Genomic DNA, 25,442 nt, shown 5'->3' with positions numbered 1-25,442 from the left:
AATTAGGTATTTTATGGAACAAATAGCAAAACAAATTATTGAATCCGAAGTAGGACAGTCTATTAGAAGACTTCTATATATATCACATGATTATTTTAGCAATGCTGGAACAGGAATAATTATAAAACTCAATAATAAATACTATCTCTCATGCCTTTACCACTCTTTTTCAGATAGAAATAACGAAATTGATGAAGAGGCAGTTCGAGGTTTACAAATAATGTATAAAACATATTTAGGAGATTTTGATAGGGAAAATATTGAATTAGAAAAATTATTGCTTATTCCTATGAACTGCTCTGCGACCACAATCCAAAATGATTTAATGCTTAGTGAGGAAATCTTAACGATGGAATTAGCAGGAATAAACAATTTAACTCCACACGGATATTTAGATTTTGATGACGATAAGATGCGACAATATTTATTGTCTGATAAAGATCCAATTCTAGGTGAAACTTTATTTGCTTATGGATTTCCGTTAGAGAAAAATGAAATTGATTTTGAAATAAGTGATGATGGTAGTATCAGCCAAATAAACAGAGTTAATCATGAGGCTAGGCTTTTTGGCGGTAGATGTATAAGAGATGAAATTGGATTTGCTATAAAAAAAGAAGATGCCAATAGCGAATTTGGTATGACTGTTAATGGCATGAGTGGCGGTGTAGTTTTAAGAGCATGTGGCAACTCCATTGAATGGGTCGGTATTGCTATGCGCGCAAATGATGATTTAATCAGGTTTATTCCATATTATTTAGTTGCTGAGTCAATTGTAAAAAATATTTCAGACAGAGAAATAAACGTAAATTGAGCAAGCAGCATAGCTTGAACCAAGACTCAACCAAACCATTAAATCATCTGTTTTGCGTTGGGTTTACAACCCAAGCGACCAAAAGGCCGTCTGAAACTGCTCTTTCAGACGGCCTCCCCATTTTCAGGTTGCCCTTCCCCAAGGCAGCCTGAAACCTTTCCCCCGCCCCAAACCCATCCGCCGTCATTCCCGCCTGCGCGGGAATGACGGTGTTTGTTGCTTTTCAGACGGCCTTTTTCTTTTTTTTAATCCATCACATTCAATCAAACCAAACAATCTGATTTTCATCCACGCTGATGCGGATTTCCTGTCCGGTTTGCGGTTTGTCCGTATCGTGGTCGGCGTGGGGATACCAAATCAAATCGCCGTATTGCGGATGGGCGAGGGTGAGGCGTGTGCCTTCGGCGAGGGGGACGGCTTCGCTGATGCGGACGGCCGTGCCGTTCGGGTCGAATCGGATGGCGTGTTGGGGGATGTAGCGTGTGTCGCCGGTGTTGGCCAAACCGAGCAGCAGGGCGGCTTGGGCGTTGACGGGGCGGCGGATAAGGGTTTCCGGCGTGCCGTGTTGGAGGATGCGGCCTTCGTGCATGATGGCGATGGTGTCGGCCATTGTGCAGGCTTCTTCGGCGGAGTGGGTCACGAGGATGGCGGGGATGTTTTGACTGCGGATGCGTTCGGCGGTCAGGGTGCGCAGGTGGTGGCGCAGGTGGGTGTCGAGGCTGGAGAAGGCTTCGTCCAAGAGCAACAGCGACGGGCGCGTGATGAGGGCGCGTGCGAGGGCGAGGCGTTGCTGTTCGCCGCCGGAGAGGCTTTCGGGTTTGCGTTGCGCTTCGTGTTCCAAACCGATGTCGCGCAAGGCCTGCATGGATTGTTCTTCGATTTCGGCTTTGGGCAGGCGGCGCATTTTGAGGCCGAAGCCGACGTTGTCGAGGGCGGTTAAATGCGGCAAAAGGGCGTAGTCTTGAAACATCAGCGAGATATTGCGTTTTTCAGACGGCATGTCGGTGATGTTGTCGCCGTTGAGCCAGACTTCGCCGCTGTCGGGATACACCAGGCCGACGATGGTTTTGAGCAGGGTGGATTTGCCGCAGCCGGATCGGCCGAGTACGGCGAGGATTTCTCCTGCTTCGACGTTTAGGTTGATGTCTTGGGCAACGGTTTTGCTGCCGAAGCGTTTGTTGATGTTTTTGAGTTGCAACATGGTTTCAGACGGCCTTTAAAAATGGGGTCGGCAACGGATGCTGTCGAGCCATGCGGACAGCGGATGTTTGGGGTCAATCAGGCCGTATCGACGGCAGGCTTCGATCGTGACCAGCTGGGCATCGTGCATCATGTGTCCGCACAACATGGCATCGAGCAGGGTGGGGATGTCCATCAGTTCAAAACCGGCAACTTCGCCGTCTTGGTTGGCGGGTTGGAAGTCTTCGGGCAGGACAATGTCGAAAATATACAGGATTTCGTTGTGGACACCGCGATTAACGGGGCGCAAACTATATATTTGGGCAGTCGGTCGGATATGGGGTGTCAGAGAAGCGGGAATGCCGGCTTCTTCTTCGCCTTCGCGGCAGACAGCTTCAGACGGCCTCTCGCCGCTACTGATGCCGCCGCCGGTCAGGTTGTCGAGTTTGTTCGGATCGACGGCTTTGTGCGGACTGCGGCGGCCTATCCAAAAGCGCAAACCGTCTTCTGTTTCGACCAATCCGTTCAAATGCACTGCCTGACTCATCAGGCCGAACGGACGGAAGGCGGCGCGTTCGAGTGCGCATAAAGGCTTGCCCGACTGGTCGCAGATGTCGAACTTTTCACCGCGCCAACCTTTGAGCCAACCGCACTCGCGCCATTGTTGCGCCAGTGTTTGCAAACTGTCGCCCATCTGAGCCCAGCTGTCTGTTTCCAAATTCAGGCCGTCTGAAAGGATTGACTGCCTGCCTGTCCAATCTTGTCCGAGGCGTTCGCACCATAACGGGTTCAGACGGCCTAAAGGCAGGCCGTTGAGATACAGAATGCACCAATCGTCGGATGCGCCATAGCTTGTTTGCGCCCAATCCCACAATGCGTCGTGGACATCGGGTGTGAAGACTTGTTCAAAACGGAAAGACTGAGACATGGCGCATCCTCCAAAAGAACTAAAGATACATCGATTTTAGCCGTTTACGGCGAATTTGCAAAACGACCATACCCCCTGAAAACCGCTATAATAGAGTAAACCATCCGAAACGAGCACATCATCATGAGTGAATTGACTGATATTCTTTCCTACAACCAACATTTCGTTGAATCGGGAGAGTACGAAAAATATTTCACCGACAAATACCCCGGCCGCGAGCTGGCCATTCTTTCCTGCATGGACGCACGCATTATCGAATTGCTGCCCAATGCCTTGGGCTTGAAAAACGGCGATGCCAAGCTCATCAAAAACGCCGGCGCGCTGGTGACCCACCCTTGGGGTTCGGTGATGCGCAGTTTGTTGGTGGCCGTATTTGAACTCAAAGTCAAAGAAATCATGGTCATTGCCCACCACGACTGCGGTATGCGCGGACTACACGCAGAAGAGTTCCTCCAGCGCGTACACGACAGCAATATCCCCGACGACCGCATCGAAACCCTGCGCAATGCCGGTATTGATTTGGACGGCTGGCTGACCGGTTTTGACAACGTCGAAGACAGCGTGCGCCATACCGTCGAGCTGATCCGCAAACATCCGCTGATGCCCGACAACATCGCCATCCACGGCCTGGTCATCCACCCGACCACAGGCAAGCTCAACCTGATTGTTGACGGCAGCCTGCCTGTTTCAGACGGCCCAACATCTAACGCAGACACCACCACGAAATGAAAAATATCGGATTATTCGGCGGCACGTTTGACCCCATCCACAACGGCCACCTTCACATCGCCCGCGCCTTCGCTGACGAAATCGGTTTGGACCTTGTCGTCTTCCTGCCGGCAGGCGACCCATACCACAAAGACAGCACGCGTACACCGGCACAAGAGCGCCTCAATATGGTCGAACTCGCCATCGCCGACGAGCCGAAATTCGCCGCCAGCGACTGCGACATCGTCCGCGACGGCGCGACTTATACGTTTGACACCGTCCAAATCTTCCGTCAGCAGTTTCCCGGCGCGCAACTGTGGTGGCTGATGGGCAGCGACAGCCTGATGCAGCTGCACACATGGAAAAAATGGCAAACCCTCGTGCGCCAGACCCATATCGCCATTGCTATGCGCCAAGGCGACAACCTCAACAAAACCCCGCGCGAATTGCACGCATGGCTCGGCGAAGCCCTGCAAAACGGCAGCGTCCGCATCCTCGACGCGCCGCTGCACAACACCAGCTCCATCCAAATCCGCGCCGATCTCGCTAAAACGCACCATTCAGACGGCCTGCCGCAATCCGTCGCCCAATACATCCGCCAACACAAACTCTATGAAAAATAGCGTTTATTCAGGCAGATAAGCTATAATGCCGTCTGAAAACATTTCAACTAGGAAAATAATGAACGAACAAGAATTGCAAGACCTGCAAAAAATGGTCGAAGTGGCCGTAAACGCCCTTGAAGACATTAAAGCCAAAGACATCTCTGTTTTGGAAACCCAAGACAAAACCTCCCTGTTCGCCCGCATGATTATTGCCAGCGGCGACAGCACACGCCAAGTCAAAGCACTGGCGAACAACGTTGCCGTCGATTTGAAAGAAGCCGGTTTCGAAATCCTCAGCACCGAAGGCGACAGCGGCGAATGGACGCTCGTCGACGCAGGCGACCTCATTGTCCACGTCATGCTCCCTGCTGTGCGCGACTTCTACGACATCGACACCTTGTGGGGCGGAGAAAAACCGAGTTTCCACGCCGGTATGCAAAAACCTTGGCACGCCGCCGACTAAAACGGTTTATCCATACAAAGGCCGTCTGAAACTTGAAAGCAAGCAAGTTTCAGACGGCCTTTTGCTATAATTCCATTCTTTTCACATTATTGAATTTATTGCACCATCATGCCGCAACCCGATTTCGCCCAAACCCTCTCCAAAGACCGCCATTTTCTGCGATCTGCCTTTAAAAACCCCAATAAATACGGCGGCTTGGCCAAGGTTGAGGAAAAGTACAAAAAATCGCACGACCTCTATCTGCAACGCCTGTCCAAACTGCCCAAGCCCGAATTCGACAACACACTGCCAGTTCACGAAAAACTCGACGAAATCAAAAAAGCCATTGCCGAGAATCAGGTAACGATTATCTGCGGCGAAACCGGTTCGGGCAAAACCACGCAGCTGCCCAAGATTTGTTTGGAACTCGGGCGCGGGGCGGCAGGATTAATCGGGCATACCCAGCCGCGCCGTTTGGCCGCGCGTTCCGTAGCAGAGCGGATTGCCGAAGAGCTGAAATCCGAAATCGGCAGCGCGGTCGGCTATAAGGTGCGTTTTACCGACCACACCTCGCGTGATGCCTGTGTCAAGCTGATGACCGACGGCATCCTGTTGGCAGAAACCCAGACCGACCGTTATCTCGCCGCCTACGACACGATTATCATCGACGAAGCACACGAACGCAGCCTGAATATCGACTTCCTCTTGGGCTATTTGAAACAGCTCCTGCCGCGCCGCCCCGATTTAAAAGTCATCATCACCTCGGCAACCATAGACGCAGAACGCTTCTCCCAACACTTCAACGGCGCGCCCGTGCTGGAAGTGAGCGGGCGCACTTATCCCGTCGAAATCCTCTACCGCCCGCTGACCAGCAAAGACGAAGACGACGCGGAAGTGGAGTTGACCGACGCGATTGTCGATGCGGCGGACGAATTGGCGCGACACGGCGAAGGCGATATTTTGGTGTTCCTGCCGGGCGAACGCGAAATCCGCGAAGCCGCCGAAGCCCTGCGCAAATCCACGCTGCGCCGCAACGACGAAATCCTGCCCCTGTTCGCACGCCTGTCGCATGCCGAGCAGCACAAAATCTTCCACCCTTCAGGCGCAAAACGCCGCATCGTGTTAGCAACCAACGTAGCCGAAACCTCGCTCACCGTGCCGGGCATCAAATACGTCATCGACACCGGCCTCGCACGCGTCAAACGCTATTCCGCACGGGCGAAAGTGGAGCAGCTTCATGTCGAAAAAATCTCCCAAGCCGCTGCTCGCCAACGCTCCGGCCGCTGTGGCCGCGTCTCCGCAGGCGTATGTATCCGACTGTTTTCAGAAGAAGATTTCAACAGCCGTCCCGAATTCACCGACCCCGAAATCGTCCGCAGCAACCTCGCCGCCGTCATCCTGCGCATGGCATCACTGAACCTGGGCGACGTAGCAGCATTCCCATTTTTAGAAATGCCCGATTCGCGGTATATCAATGACGGTTTTCAGGTGTTGTTGGAATTGGGGGCGGTTAATGAACACAACCGCCTGACCCGCCTCGGCGAACAAATGGCGCGCCTGCCCATCGACCCGAAAATTGCACGCATTTTGCTGGCGGCGAAGAAACACGACTGCATGGCAGAAATATTGGTGATTGCGTCCGCGCTGTCGATTCAAGACCCGCGCGAGCGGCCGTTGGAAGCGCGTAATGCCGCGGCCAAGGCACATGAGCGTTTTACCGACAAGCAGTCCGACTTTCTTGCCTATCTGAATATTTGGAACAGCTTTCAGCGCGAGCGCGACAAAGGTTTGTCCAACAAGCAGTTAGTGCAATGGTGCCGCCAATATTTCCTGTCACACTTGCGTATGCGCGAATGGCGCGAGCTGCACCACCAGCTTGCCCAAACCGCGATTGAAATGGGTTTGACCACCAAAGAAGCCGCGTTTAGACAACCTCCTACCCAAGAGCAATTAAGGCCGTCTGAAAGCCAAGGTGACCAAGATTTGGCGGCCAAACTCAAACAAAAACAACTGGATAAGAAACAACACCGCGCCCAAATCCGCGCCGCCAAAGAAGCCGGCTACGAACAAATCCACCGCGCCCTGCTCACCGGCCTTATCGCCAACGTCGGCATGAAATCGCCCGACGGCAACGACTATACCGGCGCGCGCGGCAGCCGCTTCCACCTTTTCCCTGCATCAGCCTTGTTTAAAGCCAAACCTAAATGGGTGATGGCGGCAGAATTGGTTGAAACCACGCGCCTTTACGCGCGCGACGTCGCCGTTATCCAGCCCGAATGGATAGAGCAGGAAGCGCCGCACCTCGTCCGCTACCATTATTTCGAGCCGCACTGGGAGCAAAAACGCGGCGAAGTCGTCGCCAGCGAACGCGTGACGCTTTACGGCCTGACCGTATTGCCGCGCCGCCCCGTTTCCTACGGCAGAATCGCGCCCGAAGAAGCCCGCGAAATCTTTATCCGCAGCGCATTGGTCGCCCAAGAAATGGGCAGTTTCACCGCGCCGTTTTTCGTGCACAACCAAAAACTGATCCGCGAAGTCGCCGAGCTGGAACACAAATCGCGCCGCCAAGATGTGTTGGTGGACGATGAGATTTTGTTTGAGTTTTACGATGCGCGCTTGCCCAAAACTGTGTTTAAAAGCGGCGGCGAGATAGTCGGGCAGCCTGAAAATGCGGTTTTGCCGTCTGAAAATAAGGCAGGCTGGGTCGCGACCCAACAAAATGCACAAAAGCAGCCTGAAAACCGTTCAGACGGCCTTTCAGGCAGCCTGAAACCAAATATCCGCCCCGCCACAACTAGCGATGCTACCGCCGTTGCCGAATTATTCCGCCGCGCCGTGCAGCACATTTCAAACCGCCATTACAGCGAGCAGGAAAAAAACGCATGGCTGCAAGGCGCAGACGATGCCGATTTCTGGCAAAAACACATCGACGGCGGCAATGTCCGCGTGGCAACGCATAACGGGCGCGTGCTCGGTTTCATTGAATACCAGCCCGAACAAAGCCACCTAAACTGCCTTTATACCGACCCGCACCACCAGCGGCAGGGCATCGCTACCGCGCTGTTGGCTGCTGTTTTGCCGCCGACAGGCAGCGGCAAGGCGATAACGGCAGACGTGTCCAAAGCCGCATTGGTATTTTTTCAAAAACAAGGCTTTGTGCGGCAACACGAAAACCAAATCCCGCGCAACGGCTTGGTTTTGACCAATTACCGCATGGTTCGTCAGGCAGGCAGCCTGAAAGCCCAAAGGCAGCCTGAAAACCGTTCAGACGACCCCAAAGGCAGCCTGAAACCCCAAACGCCGTCTGAAAAACCCCTTGCCGATATCCGCACCTTTGAAGCCTGGCTCAAAACCGCCGAGCGCGACAATCCGCGTCTGCTGTTCCTCAGCCGCGACGATTTGATGCAACACGCCGCCGCGCACATTACCGAAGAGCAGTTCCCCAAATTCTGGCAAACCGCAGACGGCAAGTTCAAACTTTCCTACCGCTTCGAGCCGCACCATCCGCTCGACGGCGTGACCATGACCGTGCCGCTGACCGTCCTCAACCGCCTGCACGCGCCGTCGCTCGAATGGCTGGTGCCCGGTATGTTGCGCGAAAAAATCCAGCTGCTGATTAAAGCACTGCCGAAGCAAATCCGCCGCATTTGCGTGCCCGTACCCGATTTCATCACCAAATTTCTCGAAAGCAATCCCGACCGCCAAGCGGCCATCATTCCCCAGTTGGCACACTTTATCGCCAAAAGCGCCGGCGATATGCGGATTCTCGAGCAAATCGACCAAGACGCATGGGCGGCGCAAGAATTGCCCGAACACTGCTATCTGAATCTGCGCATCATCGACGACGGCGGACAAGAGCTTGCCGGCGGCCGCAAACTGCACGAATTGCAACAACAACTCGGCCAAGCCGCCGCCGTTACCTTCCGCGACAACACCCAAGAATTTGAGCGCGACAACGTTACCGCATGGGACATCGGCACCCTGCCCGAATCCATCAAATTCGCACGCGGCAAACAACAGCTCACCGGCTACCTCGGCCTGCAAAAAGAAAAAGACGGCCGCATCGCCCTGCGCCTGTTCGACACATCTGCCGCCGCCGAACAAGCCCACAGGTTAGGCGTGATCGAACTCATGAAACTACAACTAAAAGAACAAGTTAAAGACCTGAACAAAGGCATCCAAGGCTTCACCCAAGCCGCCATGCTGCTCAAACACATCAACGCCGACACCCTGCGCGACGACCTCACCCAAGCCGTCTGCGACCGCGCCTTTATCGGCGAAGACGAGCTGCCGCGCAACGAAAAAGCCTTCAAAGAACAAATCAAACGCGCCCGCAGCCGCCTGCCCGCCGTCAAAGAAGCCCTCAGCCGCTACTTGCAGGAAACTGCCGCCGCCTACGCCGAACTGAACGGCAAACTCGGCAAACACCCGCTTACCCAGCTCCTGCGACAACGCCTGCAAACCCTGCTTGCCCCCGGTTTCGCCAGCCATACCCCGTGGGCACAATGGCCGCGCCTGCCTATTTACCTCAAGGCCATGACCCTGCGCCTCGAAAAATACAGCGGCAACCCCGCCCGCGACGCAGCCCGCGAAGCCGATATTCAAGAGCTTGAACAAATGTGGCAGGAAAAAACCGACGGCTTGGTGAAACAAGGACAACCCATTTCAGATGACCTCGCCGCGTTTAAATGGATGATTGAAGAATTGAGAGTGTCGCTGTTCGCGCAGGAATTGAAGACACCGTATCCGGTGTCGGTGAAGAGGTTGTTGAAGGTGTGGGAAGGTCTTAATTAAAGGAAGATGCCGTCTGATTTTTTCAGACGGCATCTTTTATTTCCCTGACCAAACGATTTAATCGCTCCCTACAAATAGCTTTATTTTTTAATTCGCATTCCCAAACGACAATCACTTTGAAACCAATCTTTTCCAGATCGGTTTCATTTTTAATATCACGTTCGCGATTTTTTGTGATTTTTTCCAACCAAAAATTCGTATTGCTTTTCGGGATATGTCCTTTATTACAAGAGTGCCCGTGCCAAAAACAGCCGTGTATAAACACGACTGTTTTATATTTCGGTAAAACGATATCCGGTTTGCCTGCATAGCGTTTATCATTTTTTCGATAACGAAAACCTTGGGAGAAAAGAAATTTCCTTACCAATATTTCCGGTTTGGTTTCTTTGCTGTGAATTTTTGACATCACGAAAGAACGTTGGGACGGGGTTAAAATATCAACCATTTAACCATTATTCCAATTCAGAATCCTCTAACCGCCTTTGTAAATGAGATAGTAATCCAAGAGCATCTAAACAATCTTTTTCAGTAAATAGACCAGAGTCTTTTAAATCTACAAATTCGGCATGTGCAACAGGGTTACGACATCCCGTGACAACTCCCATTGAAAGATATTTCTGCCCCTCCTCTATCGATGTCAAAGTATCATCAGAAAATTTTTGCCCGTTAGGTCTTTGATACTTAGTTGTTACCTTTAACTTTTGCTTTCCTTCTTTCTTTTCCGCACCAAATACTTCACCCATGAGCCCCTGATCTCTAGACTGATGACATCCCGATCTATCTCGAGTATTCGAAATATATCTTTTTGCGCTTTCTAAAAATGCTTGATAGTAATTTTGCTGCTCATAATACTGCTTAGACGCATTTTGTATTTCCGAATGTAAACCTCGCCAATGATAATAGGGATATTCAGGGACTAACTCGTGCAATACCCCGACTACTTTTGTGTGTTCAACTTTAGGCAGTTCAGCTTCATCAATATGATCCAATATTTCTTTGACCGCCCCCTTTATTTCTTCAGGCAATTTGCTTTGCCAATTATTAACATCTAACCCAGTGCTTTGTTTAACATTCTCATTTCTTTTCTCTTTTCTTTTTTGTCTCCAAGCTTGCTCAAGAGCACGAACGATTTCTCCAAGGAAAACGCGCAACTGTGAAGTTTTAGGATGTTTCCAATCCAATGATGTTCTGTCAGTAGCAATTAAATCTTCACTGTCATTATCTATAAAATCAACACTTAACCATCCTGTCAGATATGAATAAAAATGGCTGGATGCACTATCTATAAAGAATTCAGGGGTATTTACCATTCTGCCGTTAGCAAACAACGTTATACCTTTCATATTATTCTTTAAAGGTTTTTCCGTTGTAATGAACTTACCTTGTATTAATCCGCTGTATTCATACTGTTCGAATTTTGTAGATAAAACAGGTATGTCTGTTATCAAATCCTCGTATTCCCATTCAAATTCAGGAGTTAAAAGATTATATTTAAGGTTTCCGTCAATGATTCTTGGTTCCGAGCCGTTCAAGCTCATTCTAATTTGGAAATCCTGGGCTGGAAAATCAAACAAGCGGGCAAGATGCTCTACATAATTATCTAACGGATATCCTTGTTTTTTCGTCAGTTCGGTTAAAGTTATGGTTGTTCCGCTTTCGATATTGGGTTCAACAGATTCTTTCCGAAACTCCGGTTGATAAATACCCTTACTTCTTCGAATCTCTGCATAATCCAAAGTAAAAGTAACCCGTTCGTTTCCTTGAATAGTAGAGATTTCAATTTTGTTACCCAGCCCGAATAATGCTAATTTACCAAGACCTTTTTTACCCGTTGGAATTCTTCTGCACGGTGAGGCTTGTTTTTCTTCCCTTCTGTTCCGGCCGATTCTCAAATAAAAATCATTGATTTCATCGAAGCTCATTCCTATACCATTATCTTTAATAACGATTTTATGCTCCGGTTGATCGAATAACTTAACTTCCACTTCCGTGGCACATGCATCGTAGGCATTCGCTATCAACTCGGCAATCGCAGGAACAGTGTGCGAATACATCTTTACACCCAAATGTTCGATTACGGTTGGCTCGAAACTCATTTTCAATTTTTCTTCAGACATGTTTTCTCCTTTTCTAACATTCGATATTATCAACAATTGCCCTACCTATTTTTTCCGCATACATCGGAGGAACGGCATTACCAATCAAACGGGCTATTTTGTCCCTGCTGCCCGCTTTAAAGACATAGTTACGAGGGAACGATTGCAATGTTGCACCTTCGCGCAGGGATAACGCCCTATCTTCTTCAGGATGGGCAAACCTCCCGTTGGAAATACTAAAGAACTTGGTCGTTATGGTAGGTGCGGGCTTATCCCACCATAGCCTACCGAACGTGTCTTTAAAACTATTGTCTTTTCCGATAAAACATTCCAGCTGTAATTCGGGAATATGCGCAAAAGCCAAACGGTTTCCTCCGTTTTTAGGTATCAAAGCCAATCGTTTCAAATTGATATCGGATAATCCCGCACAACTATGCATAAAATCCGTCTCGTCTTGATGCCCTGCAATAATTTTGGGAAAGCCGTTCTCCATTCCCAAAACATCGCGTACCGTAAGCCGTTTGCCCGAATACTTGACTGGTTCCAGCTTTTCTTTGGTTATTCTGTTTGCAATCAAAGTAAACCTCTTACGGCTTTGGGGGATTCCGTAATCAGCCGTATTGTGAATACCGAAATGGACGGTAAATCCTTTTTCTTCCAATAATTTTATGAAATTATCAAGCCCGCTTTCTTTCATTCTGCTCAGAATTCCCGGTACGTTCTCTACAACAACATATCCGGGATTAAAATATTCTACAAACCGCTGAAACTCTAAAAGCAAACTCTTGGATTTTTCCGATTTTCGTTTGTCCGTTTGAATAACACTCCAATATTGACAAGGACTACAACCTATAAGAATCAAATCATCATCATTCTTTTTTAAGTCGAGTTCCTTTTCCAATGTTTCAGGCTGTAATTCAAAAACATCAGCCTGTATAAATTTGGCATTTATATTGGCTTCATATGTTTCTTTGCAACTAGGTTCGTAATCTATTCCAGCTAGAACTTTGATGCCAGCAGATTGCATTCCATAGCTCATTCCTCCGCCACCACAGAAAAAATCAATTGCTTTTAAAAAAGTACCATTCTTCATTTTTATTTAAATAACCACATTAGTAAAAATTTGTTTTGTATAACATATAATTTATTGTTTATCAAGAAAAATTAATTTTTTAGCTAGCATAGCCTGTTATAGTAAACCGTAGCTTGCATCAAACCGCGTGTGCACCCCTAGGCACGCACGCGGTCTTTTTAAAAAGTTCTTTCCAATCAAACCAAAGGCCGTCTGAAAGTATTTCCCAACTTTCAGACGGCCTTTTTATATTCATATTTCTGTTTATTTTTCCAACCGTGTAATCAGTTCATCGGCCAAGTCGAGATAAGCCTGTGTGCCTTTGGCGTGGGCATCGTAGGCGAGGGCGGGGAGGCCGTGGCTGGGGGCTTCGGCGAGGCGGATGTTGCGGGGGATGACAGTATCAAAGAGCAGGTTGCCGAAGTGTTGTTTGAGCTGTTCGCTGACTTCGACAACGAGGCGGCTGCGGCTGTCGTACATGGTGCGGACGATGCCGGTTACGTCGAGGTCGGGGTTGATGGCTTGGCGGATTTTACGGACGGTGGCCACTAGGTCGGAAATGCCTTCGAGGGCGTAGTATTCGCAAAGCATGGGGACGATGACGCCGTTGGCGGCGACAAGGCCGTTGAGGGTGAGCAGGGTTAGGGATGGGGGGCAGTCGATGAGGACGTAGTCGTAGTTGTCGGCAACGAGCTGCAGGGCGTTTTTGAGGCGGATTTCGCGTGCGATTTCTTGGACGAGTTCGACTTCTGCGCCGGCCAGTGTACGGTTGGCGCCCAATACGTCGTAGCCGCCTTCTTTGCTGCGGACGACGGCGTTGGGGATGTCGGTTTCGCCGAGGACGACTTGGTAAACGCCGTTTTCGATGGTGGCTTTGTTGATGCCGCTGCCTGTGGTGGCGTTGCCTTGGGGGTCGAGGTCGACGACGAGGACGCGGCGGCCTTTGGAGGCTAGGGAGGCAGCTAGGTTGACGGTGGTGGTGGTTTTGCCGACTCCGCCTTTTTGGTTGGCGACGGCGAGGATTTGTGCGCTCATGTGCTTTGCTGTCGTGTTAAGTGTGGATGGCTGGATTGTACCGTTATTCGGTATGCTTGGGTTGTTTTCAGACGGCCTTTTTGCGGATGATGACGATATGGCGTTCGGCATTGAGTTGGGGGACGTGCAATGCTTCGACTTTTTCGACGGCGACGCTTTCGGGCAGTTTGTCGATTTCTTCTTGCGGATATACGCCTTTCATGGCCGCCCAGTAGCCGCCGTCTTTGAGGAGGTGCTCGGTCCAGTTGACGAAGTCGGCGAGTTCGGCAAAGGCGCGGCTGGTGATGACGTCGGCGCGGCAGTCGGCGGCGGCTTCTACGCGGCCGCTGATGATGCGGACGTTTTTAAGGCCGAGTTCGATGACGGCTTGTTGTAAAAAGGCGGTTTTTTTGGTGTTGGCATCGAGGAGGGTGATGTCGAGGTCGGGGCGGCAGATGGCGGTGGGTATGCCGGGCTGTCCGCCGCCGGAACCGACGTCGAGCATGGTTTGTGCGTGTTCGATATAGGGCAGGAGGGTCAGGCTGTCGAGCAGGTGGTGGCTGACGGTTTGGGCGGGATCACGCAGGGCGGTCAGGTTGTAGGTTTTGTTCCACTTTTGCAGCAGGGCGGCATAGTCTAGCAGTTTGGCCTGTTTGGCTTCGTCGATGTCCAAACCCAGTGCCTGTATGCCGTCGCGGAGCTGTTGCGCCTGATTCATTTGTTATTCCTTATTGGTTAAAACGCGTTGGATGTAATGGTAACGGAAAGCATGCCGTCTGAAAATGTTTGTGCCTGTCGAATCAACGTTTCATTTTGTGAAAGACGATGGGCTGCTCCGGCGCGCGCGTGAGCTGTTTGGGCAGGGTCAGCATGGCGATGATCCATACCGAGAGGGTGTAGTAGAACACGCCTTGTCCGCGCATACCGGCCAATGCGGCATTGCCTAAGATGGCTTCAAAAATCAAACCTGCCGCCGCCGAGGCACACGCTGCGACACCGGCAAGGAAGATGGCGTAACGCGAATGCCGGCGCATCATTTTTTTATACGCCAGCTTGGTCAGTCCGCCTGCAATCGGCAGGTTGAGGAAGGCAAACATGCCGCAGACGAACCATGCGACGGAATCCTGCCAACCGCTTTGCCATACCCACGCGCCGTCTTTGACCGTGACCAACAGCCCTTGGCCGTCTGAAAAGGCAATTTGCACGATATTGTGCAATATCATCGCCAGTGGCAGGGTGAGGAACATCAGTGCGACCAATAGGGGGCGGTAGGGCTTTTCTTGAGTCAGGTACATGGCGGCTTGCCTTGGGGAAATAAGTTGAAATGATAGCAGATCGGCGGTTGATTCACGTTAGTCTGCTGCTGAAATTGCTGACAAAAACAGTCAATTAAAAAAGAAATGAAAAATTCTTTTTTCTTGGCAAACATTGGCAGATAAAGGGTAAGAAAACGTTTTCAGACGGCCTAATCTATTATTTTTATATGAACCGAACAGAAAATCTTTGCATTTCTCCGTAAAATCTACTAAATTCTTAATAACATATTATAAAGACCTGAAATCTGGAACCCAAACCGAAACTGCCTTCCGCCATTTACGCTCGGAAACTCAGCAGGCAAAAAGTTTCACACACAACAAAACCAAAAAATAATTCCTCTGAAATCAGTTGTTTATAATGATAGATAACCACAAGGCAAACCATGCCTGACTTTAGTAGGAGTAAAACCATGGCTGAAGCAACCGATGTCGTATTAGTAGGCGGCGGCATTATGAGCGCCACTTTGGGCGTATTGCTCAAAGAACTCGAACCATCTTGGGAAATCACCCTGATCGAACGCTTGGAAGATGTAGCGTTGGAATCATCAAATGCATGGAACAATGCCGGTACGGGACACTCTGCGCTGTGCGAATTGAACTATGCGCCCCTGACTGCCGACGGCACGATCGATCCGACCCGCGCCCTCAATATTGCCGAACAATTCCATATCAGCCGCCAATTTTGGGCGACTTTGGTCGAAGAAGGCAAACTGACCGACCGTTCTTTCATCAATTCCGTCCCCCATATGTCGCTGGTGATGAACGCCGACCATTGCAGTTATCTGCAAAAACGTTTCGACGTGTTCAAAACCCAAAAACTCTTTGAAAAAATGGAGTTTTCTACCGACCGCGCCAAAATCGCCGAATGGGCGCCGCTGGTTGTCAACGGTCGTGATGAAAGCCAACCCATTGCCGCCAACTACTCCGCCGAAGGTACGGACGTTGATTTCGGTAACTTGACCCGTCAAATGGTGCAATATCTGCGCGAAAAAGGCGTGAAAATGGAATTCAACCGCCATGTTGAAGACATCAAACGCGAATCTGACGGCGCGTGGGTACTCAAAACCTGCAACACTGAAAACCATGAAGACCATTTGACCCTCCGCAGCCGTTTCGTGTTCCTCGGCGCAGGCGGCGGCGCACTGACCCTGCTGCAAAAATCCGGTATTCCGGAAGGCAAAGGCTACGGCGGCTTCCCTGTTTCCGGCCTGTTCTTCCGCAACAGCAACCCTGAAACCGTTGCCCAACACAATGCCAAAGTGTACGGTCAAGCTTCCGTTGGCGCGCCTCCTATGTCCGTTCCACACTTGGATACCCGCAACGTGGACGGCCAACGCCATTTGATGTTCGGCCCGTATGCAGGCTTCCGTCCCAACTTCCTCAAACAAGGCTCGCTCATGGATTTGCCGATGTCCATCCACATGGACAACCTCTATCCTATGCTCCGCGCCGGTTGGGCTAATATGCCGCTGACCAAATACCTCTTGGGCGAATTGCGTAAAACCAAAGAAGAACGCTTCACTTCGCTCTTAGAGTATTATCCGGAAGCCAATCCTGACGATTGGGAACTGATTACCGCCGGTCAACGCGTACAAATCATCAAAAAAGACCCGAAAAAAGGCGGCGTACTCCAATTTGGTACCGAAATCGTCGCTCATGCCGACGGCTCGCTGGCCGCATTGCTGGGCGCGTCCCCAGGCGCATCAACCGCCGTACCTTTGATGATTAAGCTGATCAACCAATGCTTCCCAGATCATGCCGAATCATGGTCAGGCCGTCTGAAAGAATTGGTGCCCGGCTACGGTATCAAGCTGAACGACAATCCGACTTTGGCGGACGAAATCATCAGCCACAACGCGTCCGTTTTGGGCATTCATCACTAAATTGAAGCAGACACAAAGGCGGGCATTCTTGCCCGCCTTTTTTCAAACCATTAAAATAGCGGCATTCAGGCCGTCTGAAATCTAATCTGCGGCAGTATGTTGCACGATTCAAACCCGAAAATCAGCCCCAATAGAAAAACGCCATGACCGATATTCTCAACAAAATCCTTGCCACCAAAGCAGAAGAAGTAGCCGCCCAAAAAGCCGCCGTTTCCTTGGAAGACATCAAAGCCCAAGCGCAGGCAGCCACGCCGGTTCGCAGCTTTATCGGCTCGATCCGTGAAAAACACGCGCAGAATCTGCCAGCTATTATTGCCGAAGTCAAAAAAGCCAGCCCGAGCAAAGGCCTGATCCGTCCTGATTTTCATCCTGCCGAAATTGCCGTTGCCTATGAAAAAGCCGGCGCGGCCTGTTTGTCCGTGTTGACGGACGAACCTTATTTCCAAGGCTCGCCCGAGTATTTGAAACAGGCGCGTGCGGCCGTGGCGCTGCCGGTCTTGCGTAAAGATTTCATCATCGACGAATACCAAATCTATCAGGCGCGCGCGTGGGGTGCGGATGCGGTTCTTCTGATTGCCGCCGCATTGGAAGCCGGGCAGCTTGAGCGTTTTGAAGCAGTTGCCCACGAATTGGGCATGACTGTCTTGTTGGAGTTGCACGATGCGTCCGAGCTGGAAAAATGCCGCAACATGACCACGCCGTTGTGGGGCGTCAACAACCGCAACCTGCGTACGTTTGAAGTGACCCTGCAACAAACCCTCGACCTCTTGCCTGAGTTGAGCGGCAAAACCGTTGTAACCGAAAGTGGCATCCGCAACAAAGAAGACGTCGATTTCATGCGCAGCCACGGCGTGCATACTTTCCTGATCGGCGAAACCTTTATGCGAGCCGAAGATATCGAAGCCGAAGTCAAAAAACTGTTTTAAACCCTAAAAAACATCAGGCCGTCTGAATTTTCAGACGGCTTGAATCGATTTGAAGGCAGATATAATGTTTACCGTACAACGCATTTACGCGTATCAGCCCAATCCCGAACAAACCGCCGTCTTTATCGACCGCCTTTATCCGCGCGGCGTCCGTAAAGAGATTTTCGCTACTACACTTTGGCTGAAAGACATTACGCCCAGTGCAAACCTGCGTCGCTGGTATCACGAAAATCCGGCTGAGAATTTTGACGGTTTTGTCAGCCGTTATCATGAAGAGCTGCAAGGCGATGCCGAGCAGGCCGCCATCAAGCGGCTGCTGGATTTGGAAAAACAGCACGGCAATATCTTGTTGCTGACCGCCGTCAAAGCCCCCCGACATTCCCACGTTTCTGCGCTGGCTCAATTTTTGGGCGCAACGTTTGAATATCGCGATTAAAAAATCAGTGTTTGAGCTGAATACAAAAAGGCCGTCTGAAACTTGCATTTCAGACGGCCTGCTATTTTCAAATCAAGAAGGATAACGGTGTGCCACCAATTTTCCGTCTATGTATTCGCCGATATAGACTTGCGAGGCTTCAAGGTGGAGGCGGTCAAGCTCTTGTTGCAGCCACTCTTCATCACGCTTAATGATTTCGAGGATGTCGGGGTCAACTTGGCCGTCTGTAATCAGTGGATAGCGCAGGCTTTCGTCGCCGTACTTAATGACGGCGAGCTGGCCGTTTTGTTCCATCACGGCGCGTTTGACGGCAGAGATTTCGTAGATGCCGGCGGCGCGGAGTTTGAACATGAGGTCGTGTGCGCTGATGCCGTTTTTCATGCATTCATCGGTTTGGATTTTGCCGTTGACGATAACCCAGACGGATTTGCCGTCAATGATGGATTTGACCCAGCGGTTGTGGTTTTTGATGAATTTCAGGCTCAAGACCAACAGCGTCCACAAAATCAGCACGAGGAAAAATTGCAACAGGCCGACGCTGTCGCTGTAAATCACGCCGCCGATGATGCCGCCGAGTACATAGTTTTGCACTTGGTCCATGGCGGAGGTCGGCGCGAGGTTGCCTTTACCTAAGAGGTTGATTTGCAAAATCAAACCTAAAATACCCATCAGCAGTTTGAGGGCGAGCAGGGAGTATGCTTCCATGTGTGTGTATCCTGTTATTCTTTATCGATGAGTTCGATATTGTTGTTGACCAAATTGATGGGCGTCAGCGTGTAGGCGGAGAAGTCTTGATTGAAATGGACTTCGTAGTATTGGTTTTTGATGCCGATAATCATGCCGTTGAACAGGCGCGTGCTGTTGACGATGATGTCTTGTTTTTCAACTTTTTGGTTTCCAATCAAGGCATTGAGAAAACCCACCATGCGCGAAGTATCGGCGGCAAAGTTTTGACGCTCGCTGTATGAAAGATATTGCGTGCCGCAGATGAGGATGAGCAACAACAGCGCAATAATGCTCAGGTCGCGGTATTTGGTGTCCATGCGGTGGCGCAGGTATTGCGATACGGCGAGCAGGAGGATGACGAGGGCGGCGAAAATCAGGACGTATTTCAAGTAGTCGTTGAAATACATATGGTTTTCAAGATAAAAGTGAGAAAAGAATTTCATGGTATTTGATAAATTTGGGAAGGGTAATAAGGCCGTCTGAAACTTACATTTCAGACGGCCTTGTCTATTAAACAAGGATGTTGCGTCAAGGTTTCGGATAAAGCATACATGGCGCTTCCCGAAGTAGTATCAGTTGATAAATCCGTCGTCTTTCATTTTCTTTTCGGAAAAATACTGGCCGATGACCAGTAAGCTGGCCAGAATGATAATGAAAAGACCTGCCATGGTCAGGGTGATTTTGAGAAACAAATCGGCATCGACGAAGGAAAACCAAAGTTGAAAAATCAAGAGCAACACCCAGCTGACGAACAATCCGAGACAGGCATAGACGCCGAGTTTAAACACGTTCTTTTTCCAAAATGACGACGTAGGCTTCACGCACGAAAAACAGCAGCATGCGGCGCTGGTCTTTTTCCATGGTAACGACCTTCCAGCCTTGCGAAGCGTGGCTATTGAGGAAATCGCTGAATTTGACCGGATTGATTTTGGCGCTGCCGAAAACCAAACTGGAAAGCAGGTTCTCTTGATAAATGACGGCCTTATATTCTTTCATTTTATTCCTTTAAAAATAAGGGGGCTTTAAAGCCCCCTTATTCTACTCCTTATTATTCAACTGCGGTAATACGGAGCCTTCGCCCAATGCCAACAAACCGCTTTGTGAGTAAATACCCAGTTTGGCGCGGGTGTCGGTAATGTCGAGGTTGCGCATGGTCAGTTGGCCGATGCGGTCGAGCGGTGTGAACGCTGCGTCTTCAACTTTTTCCATACTCAGGCGTTCCGGTTGGTAGGTCAGGTTGGGCGATTCGGTGTTCAGAATCGAGTAGTCGTTGCCGCGGCGCAGTTCGAGGGTGACTTCGCCGGTAATGGCTTTGGCAACCCAGCGTTGGGCGGTTTCGCGCAACATAAGCGCTTGGCTGTCAAACCAGCGGCCTTGGTAGAGCAGGCGGCCGAGGCGCAGGCCGTTAATGCGGTATTGTTCGATGGTGTCTTCGTTGTGGATGCCGGTAACCAAACGCTCGTAGGCGATGTGGAACAATGCCATTCCCGGGGCTTCGTAAATGCCGCGTGATTTGGCTTCGATGATGCGGTTTTCGATTTGGTCGCTCATGCCCAAGCCGTGACGGCCGCCGATGCGGTTGGCTTCGAGGAAGAGTTCGACAGGATCGGCGTATTCTTTGCCGTTCAGTGCAACCGGCACGCCTTCTTCAAAGCGCACGCTGACTTCTTCGGGTTTGACTTCGACGCTTTCGTCCCAGAAGGCAACGCCCATGATGGGCTTAACGATTTTGATGCCGCTGTTGAGGAATTCCAAGTCTTTGGCTTCGTGGGTGGCACCCAGCATATTGGAGTCGGTAGAGTAGGCTTTTTCAACCGACATTTTGTAGTTGAAGCCGTTGGCAATCAGAAATTCGCTCATTTCGTGACGGCCGCCGAGTTCGTCGATAAATTGTTGGTCGAGCCAAGGTTTGTAGATTTTCAACGCCGGGTTGGTCAACAGGCCGTAGCGGTAGAAACGCTCGATGTCGTTGCCTTTGTAGGTGCTGCCGTCGCCCCAGATATTCACATCATCTTCTTTCATGGCAGAAACGAGCATGGTGCCGGTAACGGCACGACCCAGAGGCGTGGTGTTGAAGTAGGCGATGCCGCCGGTGGAAACGTGGAACGCGCCGCATTGGATGGCGGCGATGCCTTCGTGTGCCAACTGCGCGCGGCAGTCGATTAAGCGGGCGTTTTCTGCGCCGTATTCCATCGCTTTTTTAGGAATGGCATTGTAATCGTCTTCGTCGGGCTGACCGAGGTTAGCGGTGTAGGCATAAGGCAGCGCGCCTTTGAGTTTCATCCACAACAGCGCGGCGGAGGTATCAAGACCGCCGGAGAAGGCGATGCCGACTTTTTGACCGATGGGGAGATTTTGTAAAATGGTATGGTTTTGGCTCATTGGGATTCCTCCAGACTTGAAAAGTTGAAACCATTATCTTATAAATGGAATACATTGTCAGCAATTAGGCCGTCTGAATGTTCGGAGGGCCGTATTAAAGAAACCTCATCATGAACACTTTTAACCTCATTATCATCGGCGATGAAATCCTGCATGGCAGCCGTCAAGACAAGCATTTCGCCTTTTTTAAATCCTTATTGGAATCGCACGGGCTGAAGCTCAATCAGGTGCAATATCTGCCTGACGAGCCCGATTTGCTGGTCAAACAACTGCGCCGCAGTTTTTCAGACGGCCTGCCGACTTTCGTTACCGGCGGTATCGGTTCTACGCCTGACGACCACACACGCCAAGCCGCAGCGGCCGCTTTGGATTTGCCTGTCGTCCGCCATCCTGAAGCCGCCAAGTTTATCGAAGGCGTGACCCAGAAACGCGGCGAGCCGCTCGATTCGCCGGAACACGCCCAACGCCTGAAGATGGCGGATTTTCCCGAAGGCGCGGAATTGGTGCCCAATCCGTTTAACAATATCGCCGGATTTTCCATCCGCGAGCATTATTTCTTCCCCGGCTTCCCCGTGATGGCGCACCCGATGGCCGAATGGGTATTGGAAACTTATTACGCCGACCGCTTCAACCAAACCGAACGCGGCAGCCGCAGCGTGTATGTGTTCGAGCAACCCGAATCGCGCATTACGCCGATTATGGAACATCTTGAACATACCTACGCCGGTTTCCGTTCGTACAGCCTGCCCACCGTGGGCCGTACCGATTCAGACGGCCGTTATACTCCGCCGCATATCGAGTTCGGCATCAAAGCGGAAGGCGAGGCCTGCCGCTTGTTGGATGCTGCGTGGGAAGATGCGTTGCAGGGTTTGCAGGCGATTGGCGCGACTTTGAAAGAAACGGTGGAATAATGCACTTATCCCCAGCCCAATCCAGACGCGCACTGACTTTTGCCTCTTTGCTGTTTTTACCGCCGACCCTCATCATCGGTATTTGGCTGGCGCAATATGGCGGCTTTGCTTTTGAGCCGCCGCTGATGCACGCCGTCCATGCCCATGCGGGCACATGGTTTGATCCGATTGCCACCGTGTTGCATTATCTGGGCAAAACCGCGATTGCCGTGCCGCTGATCGGCGCAGTCGCCGCAGCCCTGTATTTTGCCGATAAGAAGCGCGAAGCACTGTTTTGCGTGTTGGCGGCATTGGTGCCGACTTTGAACATGCTGATTGTGAAGGTATGGTTTGCCCGCGAACGTCCGCTGCTTTGGCCGCGCCTGATTGAAGAGAGCAATTTTTCCTTCCCCAGCGGCCACAGTACGTTTTCCGCCGCCATTGCCGTCATGCTGATATTGCTTTGCCGCCGCACGCGCTACCGCCGCGCCGCTTGGATAGGCGGTATTTCCTTTGCCCTGTTGACCGGGTTTTCGCGCATTTATTTGGGCGTGCATTATCCCACCGACGTTTGGGCAGGCTGGACAAACGGCACGCTGACTGCCTTGCTGGTGTATATGCTCATCTTCAGGCCGTCTGAAAAATAGAAGAAACGAATCATGAATACACGTTCACCCAACACGCCTTATTGGCTCAGAAACGGCCATGCCGACACCCTGTTTGCCAAGTTGCTGCAAGGCAAAGCGCCCGACTACCGCCGCGAGCTTCTGCCCGACAGTACCGGCAAAACCCAAGTTGCCTACGATTTTGTCGACAGCGCCGACCCTGATGCGCCGCTGGTGGTTTTGTTCCACGGACTGGAAGGCAGCAGCGAGAGCCATTACGCGGTCGAGTTGATGAAAGCCGTACAGCAGCGCGGTTGGAACGGCGTGGTTGCCCATTTCCGCAGTTGCGGCGGCATAGAAAACACCGCGCCCGTGTTTTACCACCTCGGCGATACGCCCGAAATCGCCTTTATGCTCAACACGCTGGCTCAACGCTATTCAACCATCTACGCCGTCGGCGTTTCTTTGGGGGGCAATGCTCTGGCCAAATATTTGGGTGAGCAGGGCAGCAATGCCGTTCCGCGCGCTTCTGCCGTCGTTTCCGCGCCGGTTGATGCCGTGGCGGCCGGTACGCGTTTTGATCAGGGCATGACGCGACTGATTTACACGCGCTATTTTTTAAATTCGCTGTTGCCGAAAGCCCAGGCGATTCCTCAGTTTCAGACGGCCTTAAGCCAGCAAAACTGCAAAACGCTTGGCGATTTTGACGACCGCTTTACCGCGCCGTTACACGGTTTTGCCGACCGCCACGATTACTATCGCCGCAATTCCTGCAAACCGTTTTTGAAAGGCGTGGATACGCCGTTGCTGCTGCTCAATGCCGTCAACGACCCCTTCCTGCCGCCGGAAGCCCTGCCGACCGGGCGGGACGTGTCCTCGGCCGTTACGCTGCTGCAACCGGCATACGGCGGTCATGTCGGCTTTGTCAGCCGCGATCGGGGCCGTCTGAATCTGCAATGGCTGCCGCAAACGGTGTTGGACTATTTCAAGCAGTATCAGCCGTAAATGAAAAAGGACATGTATGCGACATGCCCTTAGAGTGTAGAAAGTAAAAAGGCCGTCTGAAAACGAATTTCAGACGGCCTTTTGAATGGCTTGATTATTTGCCTTTGTTGTCGGCTTTGGCTTCTTTTTTCAGAGAAGCGTACAACTCAGGGTCGCGGTTTTTCAGCAAGGACGCAACGGCCAAGTCGTCACGGTTTACTTTAGCCAAATCGACGCGCTCGATGTGTACCAAACGCAGCAATTCGCGTACAGGTTTAGGCATATTGCGGCCGGATTCGTAACGGGAACCACCGGATTGAGTCACACCAATGCGACTCCAGAAGTCCATTTGGTTCAGGCCGAGTTTTTTACGGATATCGCGGATATTTTCAATTTTTTCGAACGATTTCATGAATCTTCCTTATTGTGGTATTTAGTGTATGCCATTAGGCATAAAAAAGGTCTGCAAGAATGCCGGCATCCTTTTCCCTATTGTTTTTTGGGGTGATATGTGGGCGTATTGCAAATGGCTGATCTAGATAATTAGACAGTATATTCGAAAGAAGTTTTCTGCTGTCTGCCATAATTTGTGTAAATATTTCTTAATTCATTATTTCAGTAAAATTTTGTTATATAAATCATTAAATTATGCGTTTATCTTAGATATGGCATAAGCAAATTTTTACATAATTAAACAATTCAATATGGGTAAAAACTTAATTTCGAGTTTTTATTCGGTTTTCTGGATTGAGAATGCGAATAAATTTTAGGCCGTCTGAATCTATGTTTTCAGACGGCCTGAAGGTTTTTTCAAGGTTAAGGCTTACCGCTGGCAGGGCTGACGGTGAGGATTTCGTAGCCGGTTTCGGTAACCAAAACTTCGTGTTCCCATTGGGCGGAGAGGGAACGGTCTTTGGTGACCACTGTCCAACCGTCGTTCAGGATGCGCAGGTGGCGTTTGCCTTGGTTGATCATCGGCTCGATGGTGAAAATCATGCCCGGTTTCAGAACGAGGCCCTCGCCTTTGCGGCCGTAATGGACTACTTGCGGCGCTTCGTGGAAGCCGCGGCCGATGCCGTGGCCGCAGAATTCCTGTACGACGGAGTAGCCGGCATTTTCGGCAACCTGTTGGCAGGCATAGCCGACGTCGCCGAGGGTGGCGCCGGGTTTGACCGCTTCGATACCTGCCATCATGGAGGCGTGGGTCACGTCGATCAGGCGCTGGGCAATCGGTGAGACTTTGCCGACGGTAAACATACGGCTGGAGTCGCCGTGGAAGCCGTCTTTTTTGATGGTCAGGTCGATGTTGACGATGTCGCCTTCTTTCAGCGGCTTGTCATCGGGAATGCCGTGGCAGATGACATGGTTGACGGAGGTGCAGCAGGATTTCGGGTAGGGCGGGTTGCCGTAGTTGAGGGGGGCCGGATAACCGCCTTGGACGTTGACGTGGTAGTCGTAAACGAGTTTGTCGATTTCGTTGGTGGTGACGCCGGGTTTGACGAATTGGCCGATGTAATCGAGGGCTTCGGCGACCAAGCGGCCGAGTTCGCGCATTTTTTCGATTTCTTCGGGGGTTTTGATGATGACTTCGTTCATGAGGTTTCCTTCTTGTTTCAGACGGCATGGAGGCCGTCTGAACGGGACG

General features: G+C 51.0%; 26 protein-coding genes. 11 read left to right on the top strand and 15 right to left on the bottom strand.

Annotated elements, in window-relative coordinates; genetic code table 11:
• The first annotated feature begins 13 nt into the window (after positions 1-13).
• Positions 14-811, top strand: coding sequence for a hypothetical protein (locus tag ACTHTA_RS08690; protein WP_440364254.1), 798 nt, complete (start codon positions 14-16; stop codon positions 809-811).
• A gap of 259 nt (positions 812-1,070) precedes the next feature.
• Here the strand turns inward: ACTHTA_RS08690 and ACTHTA_RS08685 are convergent, their stop codons facing one another.
• Positions 1,071-2,012 (bottom strand): ABC transporter ATP-binding protein, encoded by a 942-nt coding sequence (locus ACTHTA_RS08685; protein ID WP_440364255.1) that lies wholly within the window; start codon positions 2,010-2,012, stop codon positions 1,071-1,073.
• Positions 2,013-2,027: 15 nt separating this feature from the next.
• Positions 2,028-2,918, bottom strand: coding sequence for an NUDIX hydrolase (locus tag ACTHTA_RS08680; RefSeq protein WP_308887526.1), 891 nt, complete (start codon positions 2,916-2,918; stop codon positions 2,028-2,030).
• Positions 2,919-3,041: 123 nt separating this feature from the next.
• Here ACTHTA_RS08680 and ACTHTA_RS08675 point away from each other — a divergent pair, with 123 nt between their 5' ends.
• From ACTHTA_RS08675 to hrpA, 4 genes are all read left to right on the top strand, one after another.
• Positions 3,042-3,647, top strand: a complete 606-nt coding sequence (locus tag ACTHTA_RS08675) for a beta-class carbonic anhydrase (protein WP_308887524.1) — start codon at positions 3,042-3,044, stop codon at positions 3,645-3,647.
• Positions 3,644-4,249 (top strand): nicotinate-nucleotide adenylyltransferase, encoded by a 606-nt coding sequence (gene nadD / locus ACTHTA_RS08670; protein ID WP_308887522.1) that lies wholly within the window; start codon positions 3,644-3,646, stop codon positions 4,247-4,249. The genes ACTHTA_RS08675 and nadD overlap by 4 nt, the downstream gene beginning before the upstream one ends.
• Positions 4,250-4,307: 58 nt before the next feature.
• Positions 4,308-4,694 carry a ribosome silencing factor gene (gene rsfS / locus ACTHTA_RS08665; protein WP_250581049.1) on the top strand — a complete coding sequence of 129 codons (387 nt, stop codon included), beginning with the start codon at positions 4,308-4,310 and terminating at the stop codon, positions 4,692-4,694.
• Positions 4,695-4,802: 108 nt separating this feature from the next.
• Positions 4,803-9,467 (top strand): ATP-dependent RNA helicase HrpA, encoded by a 4,665-nt coding sequence (hrpA, locus tag ACTHTA_RS08660; RefSeq protein ID WP_440364256.1) that lies wholly within the window; start codon positions 4,803-4,805, stop codon positions 9,465-9,467.
• A gap of 22 nt (positions 9,468-9,489) precedes the next feature.
• Here the strand turns inward: hrpA and ACTHTA_RS08655 are convergent, their stop codons facing one another.
• From ACTHTA_RS08655 to ACTHTA_RS08630, 6 genes are all read right to left on the bottom strand, one after another.
• Positions 9,490-9,912, bottom strand: coding sequence for a very short patch repair endonuclease (locus ACTHTA_RS08655; protein WP_440364257.1), 423 nt, complete (start codon positions 9,910-9,912; stop codon positions 9,490-9,492).
• A 7-nt stretch (positions 9,913-9,919) separates the two neighbouring features.
• Positions 9,920-11,584 (bottom strand): TIGR02391 family protein, encoded by a 1,665-nt coding sequence (locus tag ACTHTA_RS08650; RefSeq protein WP_440364258.1) that lies wholly within the window; start codon positions 11,582-11,584, stop codon positions 9,920-9,922.
• A 13-nt stretch (positions 11,585-11,597) separates the two neighbouring features.
• Positions 11,598-12,656, bottom strand: coding sequence for a DNA cytosine methyltransferase (locus ACTHTA_RS08645; protein ID WP_440364259.1), 1,059 nt, complete (start codon positions 12,654-12,656; stop codon positions 11,598-11,600).
• A gap of 243 nt (positions 12,657-12,899) precedes the next feature.
• Positions 12,900-13,670, bottom strand: a complete 771-nt coding sequence (locus ACTHTA_RS08640; protein ID WP_440364260.1) for a ParA family protein — start codon at positions 13,668-13,670, stop codon at positions 12,900-12,902.
• Positions 13,671-13,737: 67 nt separating this feature from the next.
• On the bottom strand, positions 13,738-14,367 hold the full coding sequence (gene rsmG / locus ACTHTA_RS08635; protein WP_219089095.1) for a 16S rRNA (guanine(527)-N(7))-methyltransferase RsmG: 630 nt from the start codon (positions 14,365-14,367) through the stop codon (positions 13,738-13,740).
• Between the two features lie 82 nt (positions 14,368-14,449).
• On the bottom strand, positions 14,450-14,944 hold the full coding sequence (locus tag ACTHTA_RS08630; protein WP_070590457.1) for a hypothetical protein: 495 nt from the start codon (positions 14,942-14,944) through the stop codon (positions 14,450-14,452).
• Positions 14,945-15,375: 431 nt separating this feature from the next.
• Here ACTHTA_RS08630 and ACTHTA_RS08625 point away from each other — a divergent pair, with 431 nt between their 5' ends.
• The 3 genes from ACTHTA_RS08625 (at position 15,376) to ACTHTA_RS08615 (ending at position 18,210) form a co-directional block, all read left to right on the top strand.
• On the top strand, positions 15,376-16,848 hold the full coding sequence (locus tag ACTHTA_RS08625) for a malate:quinone oxidoreductase (protein WP_440364261.1): 1,473 nt from the start codon (positions 15,376-15,378) through the stop codon (positions 16,846-16,848).
• A 143-nt stretch (positions 16,849-16,991) separates the two neighbouring features.
• Positions 16,992-17,774 carry an indole-3-glycerol phosphate synthase TrpC gene (gene trpC, locus ACTHTA_RS08620; protein WP_440364262.1) on the top strand — a complete coding sequence of 261 codons (783 nt, stop codon included), beginning with the start codon at positions 16,992-16,994 and terminating at the stop codon, positions 17,772-17,774.
• A gap of 64 nt (positions 17,775-17,838) precedes the next feature.
• Positions 17,839-18,210 (top strand): DUF488 domain-containing protein, encoded by a 372-nt coding sequence (locus ACTHTA_RS08615; protein WP_440364263.1) that lies wholly within the window; start codon positions 17,839-17,841, stop codon positions 18,208-18,210.
• Between the two features lie 72 nt (positions 18,211-18,282).
• Here the strand turns inward: ACTHTA_RS08615 and ACTHTA_RS08610 are convergent, their stop codons facing one another.
• The 5 genes from ACTHTA_RS08610 to argG all read right to left on the bottom strand — a co-directional run bounded on the left by ACTHTA_RS08610 (position 18,283) and on the right by argG (position 21,318).
• Positions 18,283-18,915, bottom strand: coding sequence for a DUF421 domain-containing protein (locus tag ACTHTA_RS08610; RefSeq protein WP_049336846.1), 633 nt, complete (start codon positions 18,913-18,915; stop codon positions 18,283-18,285).
• Between the two features lie 14 nt (positions 18,916-18,929).
• Positions 18,930-19,379: a DUF3290 domain-containing protein gene (locus ACTHTA_RS08605; RefSeq protein ID WP_440364264.1), complete on the bottom strand. Its 450-nt coding sequence runs from the start codon at positions 19,377-19,379 to the stop codon at positions 18,930-18,932.
• A 129-nt stretch (positions 19,380-19,508) separates the two neighbouring features.
• Positions 19,509-19,724 (bottom strand): hypothetical protein, encoded by a 216-nt coding sequence (locus tag ACTHTA_RS08600; protein WP_107867925.1) that lies wholly within the window; start codon positions 19,722-19,724, stop codon positions 19,509-19,511.
• The gene (locus ACTHTA_RS08595) at positions 19,717-19,932 is read right to left on the bottom strand and encodes a DUF4177 domain-containing protein (RefSeq protein WP_003749376.1); all 216 of its coding nucleotides are present in this window, start codon (positions 19,930-19,932) and stop codon (positions 19,717-19,719) included. Before ACTHTA_RS08595 ends, ACTHTA_RS08600 begins: the two co-directional genes overlap by 8 nt.
• Positions 19,933-19,974: 42 nt before the next feature.
• Positions 19,975-21,318, bottom strand: a complete 1,344-nt coding sequence (gene argG / locus ACTHTA_RS08590; protein ID WP_070645264.1) for an argininosuccinate synthase — start codon at positions 21,316-21,318, stop codon at positions 19,975-19,977.
• Between the two features lie 110 nt (positions 21,319-21,428).
• Here argG and ACTHTA_RS08585 point away from each other — a divergent pair, with 110 nt between their 5' ends.
• From ACTHTA_RS08585 to ACTHTA_RS08575, 3 genes are read left to right on the top strand one after another with little or no spacing between them, the layout of a single operon-like run.
• Positions 21,429-22,229 (top strand): competence/damage-inducible protein A, encoded by an 801-nt coding sequence (locus tag ACTHTA_RS08585; RefSeq protein WP_440364265.1) that lies wholly within the window; start codon positions 21,429-21,431, stop codon positions 22,227-22,229.
• Complete coding sequence (locus tag ACTHTA_RS08580; RefSeq protein ID WP_070748568.1) at positions 22,229-22,855, top strand: phosphatase PAP2 family protein; 627 nt, start codon at positions 22,229-22,231, stop codon at positions 22,853-22,855. The genes ACTHTA_RS08585 and ACTHTA_RS08580 overlap by 1 nt, the downstream gene beginning before the upstream one ends.
• 12 nt (positions 22,856-22,867) lie before the next feature.
• Positions 22,868-23,818, top strand: a complete 951-nt coding sequence (locus ACTHTA_RS08575; protein WP_440364266.1) for a YheT family hydrolase — start codon at positions 22,868-22,870, stop codon at positions 23,816-23,818.
• Between the two features lie 94 nt (positions 23,819-23,912).
• On the opposite strand, the gene ACTHTA_RS08570 is transcribed toward ACTHTA_RS08575, so the two are convergent.
• Together ACTHTA_RS08570 and map are read right to left on the bottom strand one after the other, a co-directional pair.
• Complete coding sequence (locus ACTHTA_RS08570; protein WP_003680641.1) at positions 23,913-24,209, bottom strand: helix-turn-helix domain-containing protein; 297 nt, start codon at positions 24,207-24,209, stop codon at positions 23,913-23,915.
• A gap of 404 nt (positions 24,210-24,613) precedes the next feature.
• Complete coding sequence (gene map / locus ACTHTA_RS08565; protein WP_440364274.1) at positions 24,614-25,414, bottom strand: type I methionyl aminopeptidase; 801 nt, start codon at positions 25,412-25,414, stop codon at positions 24,614-24,616.
• Positions 25,415-25,442 lie beyond the last annotated feature (28 nt).

This window comes from Neisseria sp. P0013.S005 (assembly GCF_051958425.1).
Lineage (GTDB): Bacteria > Pseudomonadota > Gammaproteobacteria > Burkholderiales > Neisseriaceae > Neisseria > Neisseria subflava.
This window is presented reverse-complemented; position numbering and strand designations above follow the sequence as displayed.

Coding starts and splice junctions, on each gene's coding strand:
- ACTHTA_RS08680 (WP_308887526.1), bottom strand. CDS start 2,918: ATGTCTCAGTCTTTCCGTTTTGAACAAGTCTTCACACCCGATGTCCAC.
- ACTHTA_RS08575 (WP_440364266.1), top strand. CDS start 22,868: ATGAATACACGTTCACCCAACACGCCTTATTGGCTCAGAAACGGCCAT.
- ACTHTA_RS08595 (WP_003749376.1), bottom strand. CDS start 19,932: ATGAAAGAATATAAGGCCGTCATTTATCAAGAGAACCTGCTTTCCAGT.
- ACTHTA_RS08625 (WP_440364261.1), top strand. CDS start 15,376: ATGGCTGAAGCAACCGATGTCGTATTAGTAGGCGGCGGCATTATGAGC.
- ACTHTA_RS08685 (WP_440364255.1), bottom strand. CDS start 2,012: ATGTTGCAACTCAAAAACATCAACAAACGCTTCGGCAGCAAAACCGTT.
- ACTHTA_RS08615 (WP_440364263.1), top strand. CDS start 17,839: ATGTTTACCGTACAACGCATTTACGCGTATCAGCCCAATCCCGAACAA.
- rsfS (WP_250581049.1), top strand. CDS start 4,308: ATGAACGAACAAGAATTGCAAGACCTGCAAAAAATGGTCGAAGTGGCC.
- ACTHTA_RS08605 (WP_440364264.1), bottom strand. CDS start 19,379: ATGAAATTCTTTTCTCACTTTTATCTTGAAAACCATATGTATTTCAAC.
- hrpA (WP_440364256.1), top strand. CDS start 4,803: ATGCCGCAACCCGATTTCGCCCAAACCCTCTCCAAAGACCGCCATTTT.
- ACTHTA_RS08645 (WP_440364259.1), bottom strand. CDS start 12,656: ATGAAGAATGGTACTTTTTTAAAAGCAATTGATTTTTTCTGTGGTGGC.
- ACTHTA_RS08650 (WP_440364258.1), bottom strand. CDS start 11,584: ATGTCTGAAGAAAAATTGAAAATGAGTTTCGAGCCAACCGTAATCGAA.
- ACTHTA_RS08570 (WP_003680641.1), bottom strand. CDS start 24,209: ATGAAATCGTTCGAAAAAATTGAAAATATCCGCGATATCCGTAAAAAA.
- ACTHTA_RS08655 (WP_440364257.1), bottom strand. CDS start 9,912: ATGGTTGATATTTTAACCCCGTCCCAACGTTCTTTCGTGATGTCAAAA.
- ACTHTA_RS08690 (WP_440364254.1), top strand. CDS start 14: ATGGAACAAATAGCAAAACAAATTATTGAATCCGAAGTAGGACAGTCT.
- nadD (WP_308887522.1), top strand. CDS start 3,644: ATGAAAAATATCGGATTATTCGGCGGCACGTTTGACCCCATCCACAAC.
- ACTHTA_RS08580 (WP_070748568.1), top strand. CDS start 22,229: ATGCACTTATCCCCAGCCCAATCCAGACGCGCACTGACTTTTGCCTCT.
- ACTHTA_RS08640 (WP_440364260.1), bottom strand. CDS start 13,670: ATGAGCGCACAAATCCTCGCCGTCGCCAACCAAAAAGGCGGAGTCGGC.
- ACTHTA_RS08630 (WP_070590457.1), bottom strand. CDS start 14,944: ATGTACCTGACTCAAGAAAAGCCCTACCGCCCCCTATTGGTCGCACTG.
- argG (WP_070645264.1), bottom strand. CDS start 21,318: ATGAGCCAAAACCATACCATTTTACAAAATCTCCCCATCGGTCAAAAA.
- trpC (WP_440364262.1), top strand. CDS start 16,992: ATGACCGATATTCTCAACAAAATCCTTGCCACCAAAGCAGAAGAAGTA.
- ACTHTA_RS08610 (WP_049336846.1), bottom strand. CDS start 18,915: ATGGAAGCATACTCCCTGCTCGCCCTCAAACTGCTGATGGGTATTTTA.
- ACTHTA_RS08675 (WP_308887524.1), top strand. CDS start 3,042: ATGAGTGAATTGACTGATATTCTTTCCTACAACCAACATTTCGTTGAA.
- ACTHTA_RS08585 (WP_440364265.1), top strand. CDS start 21,429: ATGAACACTTTTAACCTCATTATCATCGGCGATGAAATCCTGCATGGC.
- rsmG (WP_219089095.1), bottom strand. CDS start 14,367: ATGAATCAGGCGCAACAGCTCCGCGACGGCATACAGGCACTGGGTTTG.